Origin of the sequence: Halopseudomonas xinjiangensis, from assembly GCF_900104945.1 — a bacterium.
Classification (GTDB): Bacteria; Pseudomonadota; Gammaproteobacteria; order Pseudomonadales; family Pseudomonadaceae; genus Halopseudomonas; species Halopseudomonas xinjiangensis.
Genome location: NZ_LT629736.1, coordinates 1,407,883 through 1,427,136 on the forward strand (window position 1 = coordinate 1,407,883; position 19,254 = coordinate 1,427,136).

Annotated in this window: 21 protein-coding genes; 5 read left to right on the forward strand and 16 right to left on the reverse strand. The window is 60.5% G+C overall.

The window, feature by feature from the left end:
• Genes tusC through cls form a run of 4 tightly spaced genes read left to right on the forward strand, consistent with a single transcriptional unit; the run spans nucleotide 1 to nucleotide 2,468 of the window.
• A complete protein-coding gene (gene tusC, locus BLT85_RS06420; protein WP_093392378.1) occupies nucleotides 1-354 on the forward strand; it encodes a sulfurtransferase complex subunit TusC in 354 nt (117 codons plus the stop codon).
• Nucleotides 354-653: a sulfurtransferase complex subunit TusB gene (gene tusB, locus BLT85_RS06425; RefSeq protein WP_093392379.1), complete on the forward strand. Its 300-nt coding sequence runs from the start codon at nucleotides 354-356 to the stop codon at nucleotides 651-653. The genes tusC and tusB overlap by 1 nt, the downstream gene beginning before the upstream one ends.
• Entirely contained in the window at nucleotides 650-991 is a 342-nt protein-coding gene (locus BLT85_RS06430; protein ID WP_231701549.1) for a TusE/DsrC/DsvC family sulfur relay protein, read from the forward strand. The genes tusB and BLT85_RS06430 overlap by 4 nt, the downstream gene beginning before the upstream one ends.
• A 37-nt stretch (nucleotides 992-1,028) precedes the next feature.
• The gene (cls, locus tag BLT85_RS06435; RefSeq protein WP_093392381.1) at nucleotides 1,029-2,468 is read left to right on the forward strand and encodes a cardiolipin synthase; all 1,440 of its coding nucleotides are present in this window, start codon (nucleotides 1,029-1,031) and stop codon (nucleotides 2,466-2,468) included.
• A 2-nt stretch (nucleotides 2,469-2,470) separates the two neighbouring features.
• On the opposite strand, the gene BLT85_RS06440 is transcribed toward cls, so the two are convergent.
• The 14 genes from BLT85_RS06440 to BLT85_RS06510 form a co-directional block, all read right to left on the reverse strand.
• The gene (locus tag BLT85_RS06440) at nucleotides 2,471-3,967 is read right to left on the reverse strand and encodes a phospholipase D-like domain-containing protein (protein ID WP_157718139.1); all 1,497 of its coding nucleotides are present in this window, start codon (nucleotides 3,965-3,967) and stop codon (nucleotides 2,471-2,473) included.
• A gap of 70 nt (nucleotides 3,968-4,037) precedes the next feature.
• Nucleotides 4,038-6,629 (reverse strand): ankyrin repeat domain-containing protein, encoded by a 2,592-nt coding sequence (locus tag BLT85_RS06445; RefSeq protein ID WP_093392383.1) that lies wholly within the window; start codon nucleotides 6,627-6,629, stop codon nucleotides 4,038-4,040.
• A gap of 12 nt (nucleotides 6,630-6,641) precedes the next feature.
• Nucleotides 6,642-7,370, reverse strand: coding sequence for a TonB family protein (locus BLT85_RS16725; RefSeq protein WP_172829815.1), 729 nt, complete (start codon nucleotides 7,368-7,370; stop codon nucleotides 6,642-6,644).
• A complete protein-coding gene (exbD, locus tag BLT85_RS06460) occupies nucleotides 7,370-7,804 on the reverse strand; it encodes a TonB system transport protein ExbD (RefSeq protein WP_407920160.1) in 435 nt (144 codons plus the stop codon). The genes BLT85_RS16725 and exbD overlap by 1 nt, the downstream gene beginning before the upstream one ends.
• Nucleotide 7,805: 1 nt before the next feature.
• Nucleotides 7,806-8,666: a MotA/TolQ/ExbB proton channel family protein gene (locus tag BLT85_RS06465; RefSeq protein WP_093392385.1), complete on the reverse strand. Its 861-nt coding sequence runs from the start codon at nucleotides 8,664-8,666 to the stop codon at nucleotides 7,806-7,808.
• A 34-nt stretch (nucleotides 8,667-8,700) separates the two neighbouring features.
• The gene (locus tag BLT85_RS06470; RefSeq protein ID WP_093397463.1) at nucleotides 8,701-9,012 is read right to left on the reverse strand and encodes a winged helix-turn-helix domain-containing protein; all 312 of its coding nucleotides are present in this window, start codon (nucleotides 9,010-9,012) and stop codon (nucleotides 8,701-8,703) included.
• 31 nt (nucleotides 9,013-9,043) lie between these two features.
• Nucleotides 9,044-9,559 (reverse strand): hypothetical protein, encoded by a 516-nt coding sequence (locus BLT85_RS06475; RefSeq protein WP_093392386.1) that lies wholly within the window; start codon nucleotides 9,557-9,559, stop codon nucleotides 9,044-9,046.
• 79 nt (nucleotides 9,560-9,638) lie between these two features.
• The gene (locus BLT85_RS06480) at nucleotides 9,639-10,826 is read right to left on the reverse strand and encodes a GGDEF domain-containing protein (protein WP_093392387.1); all 1,188 of its coding nucleotides are present in this window, start codon (nucleotides 10,824-10,826) and stop codon (nucleotides 9,639-9,641) included.
• Between the two features lie 165 nt (nucleotides 10,827-10,991).
• Nucleotides 10,992-11,999 carry an ArsA family ATPase gene (locus tag BLT85_RS06485; RefSeq protein ID WP_093392388.1) on the reverse strand — a complete coding sequence of 336 codons (1,008 nt, stop codon included), beginning with the start codon at nucleotides 11,997-11,999 and terminating at the stop codon, nucleotides 10,992-10,994.
• 21 nt (nucleotides 12,000-12,020) lie between these two features.
• Nucleotides 12,021-12,305 (reverse strand): cory-CC-star protein, encoded by a 285-nt coding sequence (locus BLT85_RS06490; RefSeq protein ID WP_093392389.1) that lies wholly within the window; start codon nucleotides 12,303-12,305, stop codon nucleotides 12,021-12,023.
• Nucleotides 12,302-13,981, reverse strand: a complete 1,680-nt coding sequence (locus tag BLT85_RS06495; protein ID WP_093392390.1) for a carbon starvation CstA family protein — start codon at nucleotides 13,979-13,981, stop codon at nucleotides 12,302-12,304. Before BLT85_RS06495 ends, BLT85_RS06490 begins: the two co-directional genes overlap by 4 nt.
• 114 nt (nucleotides 13,982-14,095) lie before the next feature.
• Entirely contained in the window at nucleotides 14,096-14,650 is a 555-nt protein-coding gene (locus tag BLT85_RS06500; protein ID WP_093392391.1) for a lipocalin family protein, read from the reverse strand.
• Complete coding sequence (locus tag BLT85_RS06505) at nucleotides 14,640-15,344, reverse strand: type 1 glutamine amidotransferase (RefSeq protein ID WP_093392392.1); 705 nt, start codon at nucleotides 15,342-15,344, stop codon at nucleotides 14,640-14,642. The genes BLT85_RS06500 and BLT85_RS06505 overlap by 11 nt, the downstream gene beginning before the upstream one ends.
• Before the next feature lie 84 nt (nucleotides 15,345-15,428).
• Nucleotides 15,429-15,650: a penicillin-binding protein gene (locus BLT85_RS06510; protein WP_093392393.1), complete on the reverse strand. Its 222-nt coding sequence runs from the start codon at nucleotides 15,648-15,650 to the stop codon at nucleotides 15,429-15,431.
• 36 nt (nucleotides 15,651-15,686) lie between these two features.
• On the opposite strand from BLT85_RS06510, the gene BLT85_RS06515 reads away from it, so the two are divergent.
• Nucleotides 15,687-16,481 carry an SDR family NAD(P)-dependent oxidoreductase gene (locus BLT85_RS06515; protein ID WP_093392394.1) on the forward strand — a complete coding sequence of 265 codons (795 nt, stop codon included), beginning with the start codon at nucleotides 15,687-15,689 and terminating at the stop codon, nucleotides 16,479-16,481.
• 173 nt (nucleotides 16,482-16,654) lie between these two features.
• Here BLT85_RS06515 and corA read toward each other — a convergent pair whose 3' ends face one another.
• Nucleotides 16,655-17,749 (reverse strand): magnesium/cobalt transporter CorA, encoded by a 1,095-nt coding sequence (corA, locus tag BLT85_RS06520; RefSeq protein WP_093392395.1) that lies wholly within the window; start codon nucleotides 17,747-17,749, stop codon nucleotides 16,655-16,657.
• A 43-nt stretch (nucleotides 17,750-17,792) separates the two neighbouring features.
• Nucleotides 17,793-19,205 carry a siroheme synthase CysG gene (gene cysG, locus BLT85_RS06525; protein ID WP_093392396.1) on the reverse strand — a complete coding sequence of 471 codons (1,413 nt, stop codon included), beginning with the start codon at nucleotides 19,203-19,205 and terminating at the stop codon, nucleotides 17,793-17,795.
• Between the last annotated feature and the right edge of the window lie 49 nt (nucleotides 19,206-19,254).

Here is a 19,254-nt window from a genome sequence, read left to right on the forward strand (position 1 = left end):
ATGCGTAGCTTGTTGATCATTACCCGACAACCACCGGCACGCCCGGCCGCTCGCGAAGCGCTCGACGTCGCCTTGGCTGCCGCGGCGTTTGGCGTTCCGACGGGCATCCTGTTCATGGACGATGGTGTGTTGCAGTTGCTCAAGGGGCAGGATGCGGAGCAATTACAGCTCAAGGCATTATCGGCGAACCTTCAGGCTCTGCCGATCTTCGACGTCGAAGACGTCATGGTCTGTCACCACTCGATGACCGAGCGTGGCATCCTGGCCAACCAATGCATGCTCGATGCCCGACCGGTAAGTGGCAGCGACATTCCGCTTTTGCTGGATAGTTACGATCAGGTGGTATCGCTCTGATGCTGCATCTAGTACGCCATTCACCACACAGTGACTCACGCTTCGCCAGCTGCCTACGCTCACTCGGTGCGGGCCAGCACCTGGTTCTTCTGGAAGACGCTGTCTATGCGTTGCTCCCGGGGACGGGTCAGGCGCAGTCGTTGGGGCTATTGCCTGCCAGTGTCAGGATTCATGCCATCGAGAGCGACATGCTTGGACGCGGACTGACTCTGGACGCCCTGCCTTCAAGGATCCAGGTAATCGGTTATGAGCAACTCGTCGAGCTATGTGTGGCGCACGAAAAGGTCATCAGCTGGTGAGCTCGAATACGCTGGCCGTCGGCGACCAGACTATCGCTCTGGACAAGGACGGTTTTCTGGTGGATCTCGCCGACTGGGACGAGTCGGTAGCTCATGCGCTCGGGCGTGGCGAAGGTCTCGACATCGGCCCCGAACACATGGAAGTGATCCGGGCTGTTCGACGTTTCTATCAGCAATATCAGCTTTCCCCGGCCATGCGGCCCCTGGTGAAACACATCGGGCTGGAACTGGGCGCGGAGAAAGGTACCAGCCTGTATCTCCTGAAACTGTTTCCCGGCAGCCCAGCCAAACTGGTGAGCAAACTCGCAGGGTTACCCAAGCCAGACAACTGTCTGTAAGAACCAAGGCGCGACGAAACAGGTCTGATGGAGCAGCATGGACAACTTCCAGAATATCTTCGGTATCGTGGTGGCCGGATTCTACTGGCTGCTGACCGCCGGGGTCACGGCCAGAGTAATCGCTTTGCGCAACCCGGTCAGCGTCACGCTGGCCTGGCTGCTGGTCATCTTCATTCTGCCGGTGGTGGGCGCAATCCTCTATCTGCTGGTCGGGGAGCTCAACCTTGGTCGTAAGCGGGCTGAACGGGCAGCGCAGATGGTCGAACCTTATCTTGGCTCACCCCGCTCCGGCAGTTATCCACCCGCATCGCTGCCTGGTGGAGAGTTGACCAGAGCACTTGACCAACTGCTGATCACCCAGGTCGGCATCGCAGCACAGAGCTATGCAGACCTGCGTTTGCTAGGCGCTGCCGAGGCGATCTTTGACGAATTGTGCCGCGATGTACGGTCCGCCGTGCACAACATCCGCATCGAGACGTATATCTGGCATCCGGGTGGGCGGGTCGACGAGCTGGTCGACGAGCTGGTCGAAGCCTGCCGACGCGGAGTCAGAGTGTCCTTGTTGCTCGATCACGCCGGCAGTCGCCCGTTTTTTCGCTCGAACGCATGCACTCGGCTGCAGGAGGCAGGCGCGGAAGTGGTCGCTGCGCTGCCGGTAAGACCGCTACGTGCCCTGGCGCACCGGATCGACCTGCGCCTGCATCGCAAGCTGATCGTGATTGACGACCGGGTAGCCTACACCGGCTCGATGAACATCGCCGATCCGGCGTATTTCAAACAGGATGCAGAAGTCGGCCAATGGATCGATGTCATGCTTCGGGTGGATGGGCAGGCCGCTGCCGGGCTGGCCAAGGTCTTCGCGTGGGATTGGGAGGTCGAAACCGGGGAGCGATATCTGCCGGCCTCCGATCTGGGCGAGGCAAGCCATTCGAAGTGGCTGATGGTCATTCCGTCCGGCCCGGGTAATGGCGAAGACCTCATAGGCCAGGCCGTCTTACTTGGCATCTATCGCGCCAACCAGCAGATCATCATCAGCACGCCGTATTTCGTCCCATCCGAAGCCATACTGGACGCCTTGTGTCAGGCCGCGCGGCGTGGGGTGCGGGTAAAGCTGCTACTGCCACGACGCAACGACTCCGTGATGGTCAACTGGGCCAGCCGGGCGTATTTCGCCGAACTCCTCGACGCGGGCGTGGAGATCCATCTGTTCTACGGCGGTTTGTTGCATACCAAGGCCATGCTCATGGACGACCAACTGGCATTGGTTGGGAGCGTGAACCTGGACATTCGCAGCCTGCAGCTGAACTTCGAGCTGACCGTGGCAGTGACCACCCCCGAGGGTTGCCGCGACGTCGCCAACCTGTTGGCCTCGTATCAGGCGAGCAGCGAGAGACTGATGCGCGAGCGCTGGGAGCAGCGCAGCCGTGCCGCCCGGGCATTGGAGCGACTGATGTATTTCATGAGCCCGCTACTGTGAATTCAAAGCTGGCTTTCGATCGGTAACCAACGGAAGAGCCAGGCGCCCAACCGACGCCAAGTGCCGGCTCGTGGCTCCCGCCGCCAAGTGCGCTGCCCATCCTGCCAATGCAACGAGCCGTCGCGTAGTTCCAGCTCGTAGGCGGTGTTTTCCCCCGTCCAGAGCTCGAAAAGCTCCGCCGTCTGCTGGGCAAGTTTGTCGTCGTAGACCAGCACGCCGGATTCGGTATTCAGGGAAATGGATCGAGGATCCAGATTGATCGAGCCGATGAACACGCGCTCCCTATCGAATACGAACGCCTTGGCGTGGAGGCTTGCAGTCGATTCGTTGAAAAAAGGTTGAACGTCGCGACGGGGGCCACGTGGCGGTTTCAGCTCCCATATGCGTACGCCACCGGCTAACAGCCCTTCGCGATATGGGGCATAACTGCTGTGCACCGCTACCACGTCAGTTGTCGCTAGCGAATTGGTCAGCACCTTGACGTCCACACCATTTTCAGCCAGGCGCAGCAGGAAGTCCTGGCCTTCATCTCCGGGGATGAAATAGGCGGTAATGGCGAGCAGCTCCCCGTCCGCCTCGGAGGCATGTCGAACGAGACTGCGCCCAACGAGCGGAACAGTATTGAGCCTATCGAATGGATCCGCCTTCGCTGGCGGATCGTATATCCAGTCTGCCAGGCCCCAATGCCAGCGAACCGCTTCGGTATCGAGGAAATGGCGAAATGCCGACACCTTGATGCGTTTGCGGTAGGCTTCTTCGTCGAAGCTCGATGTTGACCGGACCAGCCGCGCGCGCAGCGCCTGCAAGCGGGTCCGCCCTACCCGGCGCTCGAGCATCCCGATCGGCAATACCTTGTCGCTGTTCCAGTAGTGATCAAAACTGCGCGCAACCTCCGGGCTGACCGCACCGATCCCCATGATATCCAGATCGCGAAAATTGACTTCGCTGAGGGCGTAGTACTCGTCGCCGATGTTGCGTCCGCCGGTGATGAAAACCTGCCCGTCCGCAATCATCAGCTTGTTATGCATTCGGTGGTTTATGCGGCCGAACTCACTGATTTTGCTGATATTGCGCAACCAGCGCTGGCGAAGGGTGAGCGGGTTGAACAGGCGCACCTCGATGTTCTGATGACGGTCCAGGGCGGACAACCGCTCGCCGTCGAGCTGATTCCCGAGATCGTCCAGCAGCAGCCGTACGCGAACGCCACGATCGGCGGCACGTAGCAGCCTCTGCGCCACCAGGGCTCCGGTTCGATCCTGATTGTAGATGTAGTACTGAAGATCGAGACTCTGCTCGGCCCCCTCGATGAGCTGCAAGCGAGCAGCCAGTGCGTCCGGGCCCGCTTGCAGCAGCACGAACCCGGAAGCGGTAGGCTCAGGCTGTCGGCTGCCGACGTACGTCGCGATCTTGCTGTCCTGCCGCACTGACAACGTGTAGCTCGGGGGCAGGTCGTGCTCCGGCAGGCTGGTCGCGCAGCCAGTAAGCAAACAGAGCAACACCACCACACTCAACGGGTATCTGATTTTTCTTCTCTCGTTTCACAGGCAGCGCCGCAGCGCTGCCTCATGGTTACTGCTGGTTTTCGACGACGACCAATTGATATTCGGTCACCGGCTTTCCGCGGATGTCGATGGTCACATAACCCCGGCCAGTTGGCGTGAAGCTTTGGGTGTATGCGGCGCTCAACAGGGCTCTCCAGGTGCCTTCGACGTCGTTGCGCTGCGGGTCGAACGTCACTGCCAGAACCTTCGCAGGTTCACTGGAGTCCAGGGTATATCCGCCCACTGGCGTCGTGCCAGGGCTCACAGGGAAACTGACCTTGAGTTTCAGTAGCTGTTCACTATTGGCTGAAAGGTCATCGAACACCAGCGTTAGCGGGCCGGTGAGCTTGCCGCCGCCACGCCTCACCGCTGCCGTGCCGACCGTAGTGCCGATCTTGCGCAGCCGCTTACGCAAATCTTCCGGTGCGATCTGCAGAGGTCGTCCAAACAACGACATCGCCTCCCTCTCTTTCAGGCTGATGGAATACTCCTGACCGCCGTCCCTGACTACGTACACTTCGCCGGCGCGCAGATTGCCTGGCTTGGCTCTGGTGAGAGCAGGCTCGTATTCGGTAGCACAGAGCCGATCACTGATCGTAGCGCGAACCTGCTCGTTCAGATTCGGGTTTCCCTTGATACGCGCGCAAACCTGGCGATCGTATCCGCCCCACTCCTCCCGGGCGGCGCCAGCCTGAAGCAGGCTATCTATCAAGGCTCCCTGAGCGTGTGCAGCAGCGAACAGAAGCGCAGTCTGACGGGCGGCCTGAGCCTCCTTGCGGTCCGGCCCGCCCACGCCAGCGCCTTGATTCGGCGAGGTGTGCGCATGCACGTCGGCGCCACTATCCAGCAACAGCTCGGCGCTGGGTGCCTGGTCGAGTTGCGCGGCCATCATCAGTGCCGTCTTGCCCCAGGCGTTGCGTTGGTCTGGGTCAAAGCCTTCACGCAGCAGCAGCGCGAGCGTTTCCGGATTGCCCACGGCAGCCATGGTGGCAGAGTCGTTGTCCGGCCCCCTGCCTCGCTCGGCGCCCAACGCGTTGCTCTCGTAGTCGACGAAGTCCTGCACCACGTGCAACGGTGCGTTGTTCAGCACCACGCTGTGCAATGTGGAAAACTGCCGGCCCTTCTCCAGGTCGCCGGGCGCCGGAGCGATGGCGAAGCGCGGGCTGTATTGGGCGAACGCCGCTGGCGGCATCCCCGGATCCGCTGCGGGCGCCTCGAGATTTTCCATGGCGCGAGCGACAGTTTCGAGCAGTAAGAGGTCGGCCGCGCGCTGACTTTCCTCTGCGGACAGGCCGTGCTGGCCATACATGCCGCGCAGTTCCTGGTGGGCTGGCAGCAGTAACGGCATGACCCGCCGGTAGATCTGTTTGTTACGCAGGTTTCGCTCCGACCACGCAAAAAAAGCTTCCATCACGGCGTCGTTGCGCTCGCGAATGGCCGCGTCTCGACCGTATCGGGACCAGCCGTCGGCTCCCAGGAGCGGCAGGTTGAGCAGCGTCCACTGCCGTTCCTTCCAGCTCTGGTAGTTGTCGCGTCGCTCATGCTGTGCGTACCCCGGAAGCGGCTCGCCGGCTATGATCGACAGCGCGTCGTCGAGCTGGCTGTAAACAGCCAGCCCTGCGAGGGTATTGGTTCTCGGCGGGGTGAGGTAGGTCTGATACAGACAACGGCGCTGAAGCTTGCCGTCCTGCAGCTCGTATAGCCCGGCGTACGCTGACTCGCCCCTGGCGGCGGCAGAATAGAAGCCCCAGGTTTCACTGATCAGTACCAGGGTCTTGCCGTTGCGCTCGAATACATCGAGCGAGCCATAGTCTCCCGTCTGAGAGGAGGATGCGTGTGCCCGCCCGCCGTAGTTCGGCTGCTCGGCTACCCAGCGAGGCAGAGTGTGATCGTCTGCAACCGGCGCGCCATCGACGCTCAGGCCGCGGGGACGTATCTCGTACCCGCCGAACGGGCCTGCGTCGTGGACCGCCACTTCGACGCTGCGGCCATCGACGCTTGCCTGGTTTGCGGAGGCGTGGGTTCCGGCCAGCAGCGTGACCCCATCGAGCCGGCCAGGATTGGGCCAGCCATGACGGCGCAGGTCGTCGTTGAGTGCTGATGCGGTCGCCGCACAATAGCCTGCCTCCGCACCGTCCATGAGCCTATATTCGGCGTAGCTCGCGAGTGCATGCGGACGATCTTCTCCCGCCGGCTCGGCGGCCTGCCAATCCAGGATATCCTCACTGCGTCGACGGTACAGCCCGAGCAGGCAAGCCTGGACCTGCGCGTCGTCAGAGGCGGCTTCGTTCAACCCGCATTGCTCGGCGCGGCTGAGCTGCCACTGGCGCTGGCTGGCTTCAAGCAGTAGTGCTCCGGGCACGTCGAGACGGCGCAGCCGGTCGCGATACAGCGCAGCCAGCTGTTTATCGGCCCTGGCCAGCACCTCGCTGGAACAGATCGCCTGATGCACGGCCGGCAGCGCGCCTGCACACTCGAAGCTGGCGAGCGTCTCGACACTCGGTTGGAAGCTTCGAGGGCCGGTGTCGACCGGTTTCATCTGCATTACGTCGGGGGAGCTGCATGCTGCCAGCAGGACGACGATGCTGGCGAGTCCGGTTCGAGTACACATCACACGCATGACAGTCTCCGCTTACTTGATGAATATGGCTGTGCCGTAAATGGTGTAGCGGGTGCCGCCCTGGTTAGGTGGCGGCGGGAAGGGCCCGGCTTGCCTGATGGCCGCCTCAGCTGCGGCATCGAGCACTTCGTCTCCGCATCGATCGATCTCGTAACCCAGCAACGTTCCGTTCTGGTCGATGGTGATCTCGTACGGGATGTAGCATTGGCGCTTGAAGTCGTTCGGATCACCTTTGTACCCCGGCGGTGGCTTGTAGACCGACCCCTCCGGACGTTTCAGATTGGCGATCACGCGGTTTTTGACGGTATCGGCATAGCCGGATGGTACGGGCCGACCACGGCTGCTGGTGCTGTTCGATGCAGTGGATGGCGGCGGCGCCCAGTCCTGGTTTTCGCCAAATGAATGGCTAGGCGGCCCGGCCGGCTTCTTCTGTACGGGCTTGGGGTCGGGGCGCGGCTTCGGTGCTGACTTGGGCTCCGGCACCGGCTCGGGTTGAGGTTCCGGCTCGGGCTCGGGCTCGGGTTCGGGCTCCGGTTCAGGCTCGGCTTGCGGTTCCGGTTCCGGTTCCGGTTCCGGTTCCGGAGGCTGCACCAGCTCGACTGCCACGATAGTCTCCGCCGCTACCACCGGCTGCGAGAATCGCTCGCTGAAAAGCCAGGCGGCCAGCGTGGCATGCGCTGCCAACGAGGCTAGGATGACGGTCAGACGCAACGCCCAGCCGTTGGACTGGTTCGCCTTCATCAGGGGACCAGCTCTTCCGTGGCAACCAGACTGATACGGGTATAACCGGCCTTTTGCAGCGTGTTCATCACGCGCATCAGCGTTCCGTAGTCAACGGCCTGATCGCCGCGGAGAAAGACCCGCGTTTCAAGGTTGCCACTGGTCAGGTTACGCACCATCATCGGCAGCGCAGCAAGCGATGTGGTCTCCTCCTGGATGAAAAGCGCCCCGCTCGCCTGAACGCTCACGTAGATCGGTTCTGCAGGTGGCGCAGCCGGCGCGGCTGCATTGCTCGGCAGGTCCACCGGAATATCGACCGTCGCCAGGGGCGCCGCCACCATGAAAATGATCAGCAGTACCAACATCACGTCGACAAAGGGCGTGATGTTCATTTCCGCGTTCTGCTGATAGTTATGCCGCTTGACCATCGGACCTGAATCGAAGTGGATGGCCATCTCAGCGCACCCCGTCCATCTGTCTTGACGCCGAAGCAATCATCTCCGCCGAGAAGTTGTCGAGGGAACCGACGAAGCCGTTAATATCCCGCGCGAACTTGTTGAAGATCATCACCGCGGGAATCGCAGCGAACAGGCCGAGAGCCGTCGCTAGCAACGCTTCAGCGATACCCGGCGCTACCACCGCCAGGCTCGCTGACTTCAACGTAGCGATGCTGGCAAAACTGTTCAGAATCCCCCAGACCGTCCCGAACAACCCAATGAACGGGGCGGTAGCGCCGATCGTCGCAAGCACACCCATCATGCTGCCGAGGCGCGCCAGATCCCGCTCCTGCACGATGCTTGAAGTCAACGACATACGCTGGAGCAAACGATTGATCTGATCGGCCGGCGGGTTATCGCGGCGACCGAACTGTTGCAGCTCGGCCTGCGCTACCTGCCACATGCGGCCCATCGCGCTTCGCTCGGCCTGGTCCTGCATGGCTGCGGTATCGCCGCGCCGGAATGCGGCGAGAAATTGCAGATTGCCTCGCCTGGCTCGGCCGAACACGACGATCTTTTCCAGAAGCACGGCCCAGGTCAGGAGCGAACAGACCACCAGCACGATCATGACCGCCTTGACCACCAGATCAGCCTGCTCGAACATCTCTCGCACACCAAAAGAGCCAGTTTCCGCAGCCCCGAGTGCTGGCTCCACTTCGACCTGTGGCTGAGCTTGCGCGCGGCCCCTTTCAGTCGGTTCAGCTTGTGCCAGCACCAGCCCAGCGGACATGCCGCCGCAACCCAACAGTGTCAACAAGGCAACCAGCCGCAGCCGGGCTTGCCAGCGAGCAGAGACAGAACGGACAGCGTGCATGTACATGAAAACCCCTTTGTTATTGTGTTATCGGTTGGCGTTAGTTGGACGAATCCAGATCCTGGGGGGCCAGGATGGCGTGCAATGTAGCGACATACTGACCGAACGCTTCGCGCCCCTGCTGGCTGAGCTTGATTCGAGTACGGGGCTTCTTGCCGGCGAAATCCTTGACGATCTTCACGTAGCTGGCGTTTTCCAGCGTCGAAAGATGCGCGCCCAGGTTTCCATCCGTGGTGTCGACGATCGATCGCAATACCACGAACTCGAGCCAGCGCCCGGGCTCGAGCGTGTTGAGCGCAGCCATGACCTTGAGTCTTACCGGCTGGTGGATGATTTCATCCGGCGTCTGCATCACTGCTGCCTCAGCCACAGACCGGCGAGTATCAGACTTGCGCCGAAACTTCCTGCCATCCACCACCAGAAGATCGAATGAAAGACGAAAAGCCGGCGACGCTCACTATTGCGAGTAAGCCGCCGAGAGCCAGATACCGAGGCCGTAGCTGAACGCCGCGGATAACATACAGCGCCGCAACGAACAGTGGCCCGATCATCGAGCTCTGCTCTGGGCTGAGCGGCCACATGATGATGTTCAGAATGATGCAGAAGAGCAGGATGGCGCCGACCAGCGTCAGGTATCGCCATGCTATGCCGGGAATTTCGGGGTTGATGCGACAGGCAGTGACTGTGCCGGCTGTCAGGGCGCTAGCCACAACGAACAACCAGACCAGCAGGATGAAAGCGGGAAACAGGGCTGTCAGAACAAAGCCCAGTGCATAGGCGAAGCCCCACAGAATCAGCTGACTGGACTCGGCACGGTAGTCCTGAAACCCGGCAGCACGAGCGCGTATCGTCGCAATCTCACGCAGTGCGCGTGCGGCCTCTTCCGCCGATGGGGGCATGACAGTCTCGCTTTTATTTATGTTATGCAAAGTACTCTATGGTACAGAGCAAACAAAAACAAGCACCGTTCACCGCCCTTCAGACAACATTTTCGAACGAGGCCAGACGGAGCCCTTCCTGCCAGACGTGGCTCCGGTTTCGCCCAAGTTGCTTGGCGCGGTACAACGCGTGGTCAGCGCGCTCGATAAGATCATCAAGAACATGAGCGTCCCCTTGTGCCACGCTGGCCAGGCCAATAGAGACCGTAGCCGCCAGATTGGTCGTCCCGATGTCCAGCGGAACCCGCTGCCAGGCTTCGCGTACGCGCTCGGATAATTCACGCGCTTGAGCAAGATCGGTGTCAGGCAACAACACGACGAATTCTTCGCCACCATAACGGCAGGAGAGATCCGTCGCGCGTAGATGTCTGCCCAGATGACCGGCAAAAGCCTGCAGGACCAGATCGCCAGCCTTGTGACCATGTTGGTCGTTTATCGACTTGAACCGATCCAGATCCATCAGCAGCACGCTCAGCGGCCGCCGAAAACGTCGTGCCTGGGCGAGCAGCCGGGTGCTGGTCTCTTCGAAAGCTCGACGATTGAGCAGGTCGGTCAACGGATCGCGCGTGGCCTGCCGGCGCAGCGCCTGCTGAAGCCGAAGCGTGGTGAAGATGAAGCAGATAAGCGAGAACCCGTATATGAACGCGATGCCTTCGAGATAGTTGACTGCCTCGACCGATGACGCGGCGTGCATGCTGGTGACCTCGGCGTAGGCCGGGTCCAGGGCGTATAGCAAGAACCGCCGGCAGTACACCGTTGCGTGAGCGCCCCACAGGACTACCCAGGCCAGCAATAACGCCCGCTGACGCAGACGCATCAGCACGGCTTCAAGCATTGTAACGAGGCAGGCCCCGACCACGACTGCGCTGTGGATCATGATGCTGATACGCAGCGAATCCTGAAACGCGAAAAACGCGCTCCCCTGTATGAGACAAAGCAGCAGCATGACCTTGAAGAACTGGGGTTGCGCCTGGCCAAACCGATAACACCGCGTCCCCCACCACAGAATGAAATAGGCCTGGGTGATGATAACGGCGCTGATCCATAGCGGCAGTGGCGGGCTGAATACTTGCCAGAGCAGACCGGGTATGAACACGGTCAACCCACCGGCCCAATAACGGATGGCAACGATCTGACGGTTCAGGAAGCTGGCGACCAGCAGACCGACGACCGATATGACGGTGGTCAGTGCGAGAACCAGCATGAGAGTAGAGATATCTGGCGTCATTGTTCCCCGATCCCTGGGCGACGATTTCTATGGAGGTAGACTATCCGGTCAGGTGCCGGTTTGCCAAAGCACATGCGACGAGCTGTCGCTGCAATGGAACATTCGGTCGACCTGTCCAGCCCCGAGACTACCTGATCCGCTCTGCCCCGCTTTGCTTCAAGACTATCAGAACCCTTCGTTTTCCAGCCGGCCAGCGATCTCCTCAAGTATGCCGATGCCCTGGACATCGGTTTCCAGCCAGGGCAGCCGCGGTCGCGGCAGATCGCCCAGCTCGTCATCGATGCGCTGAAGATAAACGGCTTCCTGCTCACGCCGCCGGCTCAGGAACTGCCCATCGGCCTCACTGGGAATCACCCGGTTCACCAGCGCAGCGGCCACTGGCACCCCGGCTTCTCGCAAGGTGGCGACCGCACGGGTGGTCTCAAGTATCGGCAGTCGCTCAGGCGTGAGCACAAAGATGAAGCCGCTTTGTCGGGAGTCCTCGATCTGCCGTCGGGCCTGGTGAAAAAGCCTGCGTCTATTCAGCAGGACGGTCGCCACGTCACGGGTTTTCTGGTCCAGATCGCTCAGGCGGTCTTCGCGTGGGTCATCGAACGGGCTGGCAACATCGCGCCCAGCCTTCGGCGTAAGATGCTTGAGGACCTTGCCCAGCTGCTCCGAGCGCCGGTTATGCGATAGCAGCCCGTCGGTCCAGGCCGCCATTGCTTCCGGCAGCGTCAGTAGACGAAGCGTATGGCCGGTCGGCGCAGTATCGAAGATGATCAGATCGTATTCGCTGTGCTGGTCGGTGATCAGCCGCGCAATCCTTTCCAGCAGAGCTGCCTCCTGTGTGCCCGGCGAGTGGCGGGTGAGCTGCATTTGCCGCTGCAGTTCGGTCATCATTTCCGGCGCAGCGAAGCGACGCATCTGCTCGGTCACGCTTTCCAGATGAGCATCGACTTCAACGTCCGGATCTATTTCCATCGCGTCCAGATTAGGCAGGATGCGTTGCGGGTGGTGCCCGAGCGAACGATCCAATGCATCACCAAGGCTATGTGCCGGATCGGTTGACACCACGAGACAACGCTTGCCTCGGCGTGCGGCGAGGATTGCCAGGGCGGCGGATACCGTGGTCTTCCCCACCCCTCCCTTGCCGCCAACCCAAAGCAGGCGGCGCTCCAGCAAATCGAACATGGTGATTCCTATTGCAGCTGCCTAACAGCAGCAAAAATGATCCAGCGGGGAATGTTCCATACCTTGACGGCGATGCCAGTCATGGAACCGCTCAAGCAAAAGGGGTTGTAGCTCGAGGGTGTAGTACGCGGCAGGGTTGGGGACGCCCATCAGCTCAGCGAAGACCAGCAACATGAAGAGGTCGTCCTCGTCGCGCCGTGCGCGTGCTATAGCTCCCCGGTAGCGCGCGCTGTAGGCTTCCTCCAGAAAGAAACGGGCCTGGCTAAGCCAGGCCCGCGGAGCTCGCGGAAATGATCCGCGAGTCATCCCCGCTCCTCGTTAGCCACCCTGGTGCGGTGGCGCTTGAGGGAAGCGGCACATTCCATGGCGACCAGAATCGCGGCCACCAGCACCACGACATCAAGGAACAGCAGGAACCAATTGCCTTGCTCGTAGAAGGTGCGCAACTGGAAAACCAACGCGGTGACCGTCATAACCAGCAGGAAGCACAGCGGCGCCAGCGTGTACCACATCGGACGGCGCAGGTTGACCAGCATCACGGTGATTACGAGCAAGGTCAGACCTGCCAGCAACTGGTTGGTGGTACCGAACAGCGGCCAGATGATCATGCCGCCGGAGCCGTCCGCACCGCCGGCACCGAACGCCAGCAGGATACAGGAGCCGACCGCGAGCAAGGTTGCCGGGAGCGGCTTCTTCATCCACTCGAGGTTATAGATCTCGCCCCACTCCTGGAAAATGTAGCGCTGCAGGCGCAGACCTGTATCCATGGTGGTACCAGCGAACAACGCAGCCATTACCGTCAGCAGTGTTGCCGCGGTGACTTCCGGCAATCCGAGACCGTGGTGAATGATGTACGCACCGCCCTCCACGAAAGCCGTCACGCCGCCCTGGCCGAACGCACTGTACATCGCCTCCCAGTCGGCCAGGCTGGCAAAGCCCGCCGTCGCCACGAGGATCGCCGCAAGCGCCAGACCGCCTTCCCCAATCGCGCCGAAATAGCCGACGAAACGGGCGTCGGTCTCGCGATTGAGCTGCTTGGAGGTGGTCCCCGAGGAAACCAGACCGTGGAAACCGGAGATTGCTCCGCAGGCGATCGTAACGAAGAGCAGCGGGATGATCGACGGCGTCCCGGCCGGCACGTTGTCGTTGAACATCGGAGCGACCATGGTCGGATTCAGTACGCAAATGGCGCCGTAAAGAATGATCAGGCCGACGAACAACTGCAGGCCGTTGATGTAGTCGCGCGGCTGTAGAAGCACCCATACCGGCAGAATCGAAGCGATCGCCGCATAGGCGAACAGCAGCAGAATCCATACTGCGTTACCGGACATGCCGGCAACTTCCGCAGGCATCTGAAGCGGGACCGACGGACCGGCCAGGATCAATGCGTAAAGCGCGACAACCCCGAGCACCGATACCAGGCCAAGACCGATAATGCGCCGGTAGATCAACTGGCCGATGATCAGCGCAACGATGATGGCGCCCCAGACCGGCAAAACCGCGGTTGGGAAGTTCATCATCAAGCGGGCTATGACCACAGCGAACACCGCGTTCACCATCAGCAGCACGAGGAAGATGACAATCATGAAAATGCTGCGAGCCCGCTTGCCTACTACATCTCCCGTGAGCGAGCCGACGGATCGAGCCTTGTTGCGTACGCTGGCCCAGATGGCGCCGGCGTCATGCACCCCGGCAAAGAACACGGTACCCAGCACTACCCAGAGGAATGCCGGGGCCCACCCCCAGATCACCGCGATAGCTGGTCCCACGATCGGAGCGGCGCCAGCGACGGACGTGAAATGGTGCCCCCACAGGACGAATTTGTTGGTCGGAACGAAGTCCACACCATCTTCGAATTCGTGTGCGGGAGTACGGTAATCGGGATCGAGGCGATAAATCTTCTCGGCAATGAATTTGGAGTAGACGAAATACCCCAGGGCCATGGTGCCCAAACCCACAAGCAGCAGGATCACCGCGTTCATGCAAGACTCCTGATTATAATTTTAGTAATAAGCAAGTTTCAGACGCGGGCGACTGCAAGACAACCTAGACCTTGGTCTGAATTCCGTTTGCAGCGGTCGGGGTGACGACCGCTATCACTGCTCAAGTGTAGCGCTCATTTCGTGTTCGACGAATATCAGCTCGCCAGTATCGTAGCCAAGCTCTTTCGCTGTTTCGACGAAACGCTCGACCATCGCCTGGTCAGGCTGGGGCGACCGAGCCAATAGCCATAGATAATCGCGGTTGTGACCGGCGACCCAGGCATATTGATAGGCCTCATCCAGCTCGAAGATTCCATATGCGCTATAGAATGGCCCAAAGAACGACACCTTCAGATGGCCTATATCCGGCGACTCGACGAAATAGGCTTTGCCCTCGGCCTCGCTCCACTCGCCTTGTTCCTGATCGTAGCCCCGATTGAGAACGGCTATCCCGCCATCGTCACGCTCGCTGTACTGAGCGGTCACGCTGGTGAGGCCGCGCTCGAAAGAATGATCGAGCCGCGCTATTTCATACCAGGTCCCAAGATAGCGCTGCGGGTCAAAATTGCGGACCGGTTCCACCTCAGCTGGCAGCCGTACGCAGCCCCCCATCAGGCCGACCACTAACACCAGAACTGAGAACCTCAACACGTGCCGTTTAATCTGCATTGCTTCGCCTTTGGTATAGAAAATCGAGTATCTGCACCATAAGACGCCGCGCCTCCTCGAGCCGTTCCGCTTCGGTTGCCAAAATCGCTTCTGCAGACTGCACGTAGCGAGAAGGTTCAAGGTCGCCGCCGGATGACTCGATGAACTCCTCCAACAGCCGAGGAGTCGCTTCCAGATGAAACTGCAGCCCGATGACATTGCGGCCCAGTTGAAACGCTTGATTGCTGCAGGCCTCGCTGCGTGCCAGATGCACCGCACCGTACGGCATCTCGAATGTCTCTCCGTGCCAGTGCAGAACAGTGGCTCGCGCTGGAAAACGGAACACGTCGGCCTTGTCATGCTCTACCGCCTCGACCGGAAACCAGCCGATTTCACGCTCGCTATTGGCGAAAACGCGGCTGCCCATGACGTTGGCGATCAGTTGCGCACCGAGACATACGCCCAGGACCGGTATGCCTGCGTCGATGACGCCTCGAATAAACGCTTTCTCGCGCTCCAGCCATGGATACTGAGCTTCCTCGTTCACGCTCATGGGCCCACCCATCACGATCAGAAGGTCCACCTCGCGGAGCGAAGGCAGAAGATCGTCGGAATACAGTTGGGTTGCGGTAATGCCATAACCCTTGTCGCGAAGCCAGTCTTCGATACTGCCGAGCCCTTCAAACGGGGCATGTTGCAGGTAGTGCGCGCGCATTGATTACTCCTTGGTGAGGCGGCCGTCTTCTGTGGTCTGCTCGCCCGTCGTGTGGGTGGTCTCCCCCCGGTTCCCATGCGTTGTTCAGTATGTCGAGTTGGGCGTTGAGTCGGGGCGCAACTCACCCTGCACCTCGTCCGGGTCGACCCCATTCAAAAGCAGCATCTCCCGTACCGCCTGGATATCCGACAAAATGCGTTCATACTCATCGCCGTGTTCGTAACGGTTCACTTCGATGGCCTTGGGCATGTAGGTGAACGCGATTTTTAGCGCCTGAAGCGCGTCTTCGCTCATCTGATCGCTCATGCTGGTTTCCTCGCTAAACTGTCTGGAGTGTAAGCAATGCGTATTGATTTGTCCGGCAAAACGGCCCTGATCACTGGTTCAACCGCAGGTATAGGCTTTGCCATTGCCCAAGGACTGGCCGCCGCGGGAGCGAGCGTCGTTATCAACGGGCGAACCGAGGCACGTGTCTCGGATGCTGTTCAGCGCCTGAGGGAGGTAAATCCCGACGCGACGATCAACGGAGTCGCCGCGGACCTTTCGAAGGCAGATGGCTGCGCTGCGCTTCTGCGCCAGGTACCGGCCACAGATATCCTCGTTAACAACCTTGGCATCTTTAAGGCGCAGGACTTTTTCGATACGCCCGATGAGGAATGGCAGCGCTTTTTTGAGGTGAACGTACTGTCCGGGGTGCGCGTCTCGCGTGCCTACGTGCCGCACATGCTCGAAAAGAACTGGGGCCGCGTCGTGTTTCTGTCTTCCGAATCCGGCATCAACATTCCTGAAGACATGATCCACTATGGCTTTACCAAGTCGGCCAACTTGTCAGTGTCACGTGGGCTGGCGAAACGGCTGGCCGGTACCGGCGTGACCGTCAATGCGGTGCTGCCGGGCCCCACCCTATCCGATGGCGTCATGGATCTGCTGCGTCCGGGAGCGGACAAACAAGGCGTGCCCATCGAACAGGCTGGAAACGCCTTCGTCAAAGCCAAACGTCCCACCTCTATCATCCAGCGAGTGGCGACTCCGGACGAAGTCGCCAATATGGTGGTCTACGTCTGCTCGCCACAGGCTTCCGCCACGACGGGTGCGGCACTGCGAGTCGAGGGCGGGATCGTCGATACGCTCACCTGATCGGGCTTTCCAACTGCGGTGCCCGATGGATCGGGCGCCCTTCAGGCTTGGAAGCGCGCATCGCTTCCTTCTGGCATATCCCGGCGATGGGATTGTTTTGATCTGCTGCCGATACCTGCTTGTCGCTCGGGTAAACGCCGATTGCGCGGAACAACGCGGCCTTCGTGTAAGCGCTAGAGCGAGAGCCAGCCGCGACGACGGAAGAACACCACAAGCCCGATCACCGTTGCGATCATGACCATCCACACCATCGGGTAGCCATAGCGCCACTCAAGTTCAGGCATGTATTCGAAGTTCATACCGTACACCCCTGCGATAAAGGTCAGTGGCATGAACAGGGTGGCGAAGATGGTCAGAACCTTCATTACCTCGTTCATCCGGTTACCCACGCTGGACATGTACAGATCCAACATACCAACCAGCAGTTCGCGGAAAGTATCCACCGTCTCGACCACATGAATGGCGTGATCATAAACGTCGCGAAGGAACAGCCGCGTTTCGGGAGAGATAAGCGGATTCTCGTCTCGGCTGAGCCGGCTGAGCACCTCACGTAGCGGCCATACCGACTTGCGCAACAGCAGCATTTCACGCTTGTAATGGTGAATCTTGCCCAGCGTGTCAGGCGACGGCGTGGCGATCAGCTCGTCTTCCAATGCTTCGATCTGATCGCCCAGCTGCTCGAGCATGACGAAGTAGTGATCAACCACAGCATCGAGAAGCGCATAAGCGAGGTAGTCGGCTTGCATGAACCGAATGCGCCGGCCCGCCCTCAAGCGGTCGCGAACCGCTTCGAAAACGTCTCCCGGCTCTTCCTGCAACGACAGCACGAAGTGCGGGCCGAGCACCAGACTCAGTTGTTCGGACTGGATCTCATTGTTTTCCTCGCTGAAACGCAACATACGCAGCACAACATACAGATAGCCGTCGTAGTCCTCGATCTTGGCCCGCTGGTCAGTATTGACGATGTCTTCCATCACCAATGGGTGCAAGCCCAGCTCCTTGCCGAGCGCCTCGATCAGTTGCGGCTTGTGGACGCCATCGACGTTGAGCCATGACACCTTGTCGGTGTGGCGAAGCCGGGCGATTCGCTCCGGGTCTACGTCGTCGATATCGGTGTATTCGTCATCGTCGTATTCAATCAGACGAACCGGAACCGCGGCATCGCTTTCGCGCCCGATATGCACCAGCGTGCCGGGGGCGGCACCGGTCTTTTTGCCCCGTTTGACCACCAGCTTGCGTGCTAGTCGTTTGCCCTTGCTTCTCAGCATTCGTGCATGCGCTCCGCCTGACCTGTTGCCGCATAGGTAATCATCAAAGGACGCCGCCCGCTGCTTCCTGTTGCTGCGGGTCGAACCATTTCAGCTTGTCGCGCAGTTTCACCACCTCGCCGACGATAATCAGAGTCGGCGGCTTGATTTCTTCGCGCGCGACCAGTTCCGGCATGTTCGACAGTGTGCCGACCCACACCCGCTGGTTGCTGGTAGTACCTTGCTGTACCAGGGCGACCGGTGTGTCCGGCGACCGGCCATACTCCAGCAAACGCGCGCAGATATCCGGGAGGCCGACCAGGCCCATGTAGAACACCAGCGTCTGGCCTGGGGTGACGAGATCAGCCCAGGCCAGATCAGTGGTGCCATTCTTCAGATGGCCGGTGACGAAGCGTACCGACTGCGCGTGATCGCGATGAGTCAATGGGATACCCGCATAGGCGGAGCAACCGTTTGCTGCGGTAATGCCGGGAACCACCTGGAACGGAACACGGTGCTCGGCGAGCTCCTCGATCTCTTCTCCACCGCGGCCGAAGATGAACGGGTCGCCGCCTTTCAATCGAAGTACACGCTTGCCTTGTTTTGCGAGTTTGACCAACTGTTGATTGATCTGATCCTGCGGCACAGCGTGTTCCGAACGAGCCTTACCCACATAGATGCGGTCCGCGTCCCGCCGACAGAGATCGACGATAGCCGGAGCCACCAGTCGGTCGTACAGCACCACGTCGGCTTGCTGCATCAGGCGCAGCGCACGGAAGGTCAGCAGGTCCGGATCGCCGGGGCCGGCGCCCACCAGATATACCTCGCCGGTGTAGCTCTGGCCGGCCTGCTGAGTCAACCGCTCCGCCAGCAGCTGCTCCGCCGCCTGGTCCTGGCCAGCGAAGACGCGTTCGGCGATGTCGCCCTGAAATACGTTCTCCCAGAAGACTCGACGCTGATTGATCTTGGGAAAGGCAGCCTTCACCTGGCTGCGAAAGCGTTTGGCCAGCTGCGCCAACTTGCCGTAGCTATGCGGAAAAAGCGTCTCGATACGCGCCCGAGTCAGCCGCGCCAGCACCGGCGCATGGCTACCGCTGGACACCGCGATGATCAACGGCGACCGGTCGACGATAGCGGGAAAGATGACGGTGCACAGCTCAGGCGCATCCACTGCGTTGACGGGCAGGTGACGCGCCTGGGCATCGGCAGATACCTGGGCATTGAGCGCCTGGTCATCCGTCGCCGCGATAACCAGCACAACGTCTTCCAGGTCGCTGGCCTGATAGCCGCGCGTTTCGCACTGCCCGCCGCCCTGCTCTACCAGCGCGGCCAGCTCCGGCTCGATGTCGGGCGCAACCACCCGCAGCTTAGCGCCCGCCTCGGACAGCAAGCGCGACTTGCGCAACGCGATCTCGCCGCCGCCGATCACCAGGACGGTGCGCCCCTGGAGATTGTGAAACAGTGGCAGGAATTCCATACTCACATCGCCTCGTCAGATGGCTGAAGACGCCTCGCGCCTTGTAAAA

Bases quoted from the DNA above. Each gene is read 5' to 3' on its own strand.
- tusC (WP_093392378.1), top strand. From the start codon at position 1: ATGCGTAGCTTGTTGATCATTACCCGACAACCACCGGCACGCCCGGCC.
- tusB (WP_093392379.1), top strand. From the start codon at position 354: ATGCTGCATCTAGTACGCCATTCACCACACAGTGACTCACGCTTCGCC.
- cls (WP_093392381.1), top strand. From the start codon at position 1,029: ATGGACAACTTCCAGAATATCTTCGGTATCGTGGTGGCCGGATTCTAC.
- BLT85_RS06445 (WP_093392383.1), bottom strand. From the start codon at position 6,629: ATGCGTGTGATGTGTACTCGAACCGGACTCGCCAGCATCGTCGTCCTG.
- BLT85_RS16725 (WP_172829815.1), bottom strand. From the start codon at position 7,370: ATGAAGGCGAACCAGTCCAACGGCTGGGCGTTGCGTCTGACCGTCATC.
- exbD (WP_407920160.1), bottom strand. From the start codon at position 7,804: ATGGCCATCCACTTCGATTCAGGTCCGATGGTCAAGCGGCATAACTAT.
- BLT85_RS06465 (WP_093392385.1), bottom strand. From the start codon at position 8,666: ATGTACATGCACGCTGTCCGTTCTGTCTCTGCTCGCTGGCAAGCCCGG.
- BLT85_RS06470 (WP_093397463.1), bottom strand. From the start codon at position 9,012: ATGCAGACGCCGGATGAAATCATCCACCAGCCGGTAAGACTCAAGGTC.
- BLT85_RS06475 (WP_093392386.1), bottom strand. From the start codon at position 9,559: ATGCCCCCATCGGCGGAAGAGGCCGCACGCGCACTGCGTGAGATTGCG.
- BLT85_RS06480 (WP_093392387.1), bottom strand. From the start codon at position 10,826: ATGACGCCAGATATCTCTACTCTCATGCTGGTTCTCGCACTGACCACC.
- BLT85_RS06485 (WP_093392388.1), bottom strand. From the start codon at position 11,999: ATGTTCGATTTGCTGGAGCGCCGCCTGCTTTGGGTTGGCGGCAAGGGA.
- BLT85_RS06490 (WP_093392389.1), bottom strand. From the start codon at position 12,305: ATGACTCGCGGATCATTTCCGCGAGCTCCGCGGGCCTGGCTTAGCCAG.
- BLT85_RS06495 (WP_093392390.1), bottom strand. From the start codon at position 13,981: ATGAACGCGGTGATCCTGCTGCTTGTGGGTTTGGGCACCATGGCCCTG.
- BLT85_RS06500 (WP_093392391.1), bottom strand. From the start codon at position 14,650: ATGCAGATTAAACGGCACGTGTTGAGGTTCTCAGTTCTGGTGTTAGTG.
- BLT85_RS06505 (WP_093392392.1), bottom strand. From the start codon at position 15,344: ATGCGCGCGCACTACCTGCAACATGCCCCGTTTGAAGGGCTCGGCAGT.
- BLT85_RS06510 (WP_093392393.1), bottom strand. From the start codon at position 15,650: ATGAGCGATCAGATGAGCGAAGACGCGCTTCAGGCGCTAAAAATCGCG.
- BLT85_RS06515 (WP_093392394.1), top strand. From the start codon at position 15,687: ATGCGTATTGATTTGTCCGGCAAAACGGCCCTGATCACTGGTTCAACC.
- corA (WP_093392395.1), bottom strand. From the start codon at position 17,749: ATGCTGAGAAGCAAGGGCAAACGACTAGCACGCAAGCTGGTGGTCAAA.
- cysG (WP_093392396.1), bottom strand. From the start codon at position 19,205: ATGGAATTCCTGCCACTGTTTCACAATCTCCAGGGGCGCACCGTCCTG.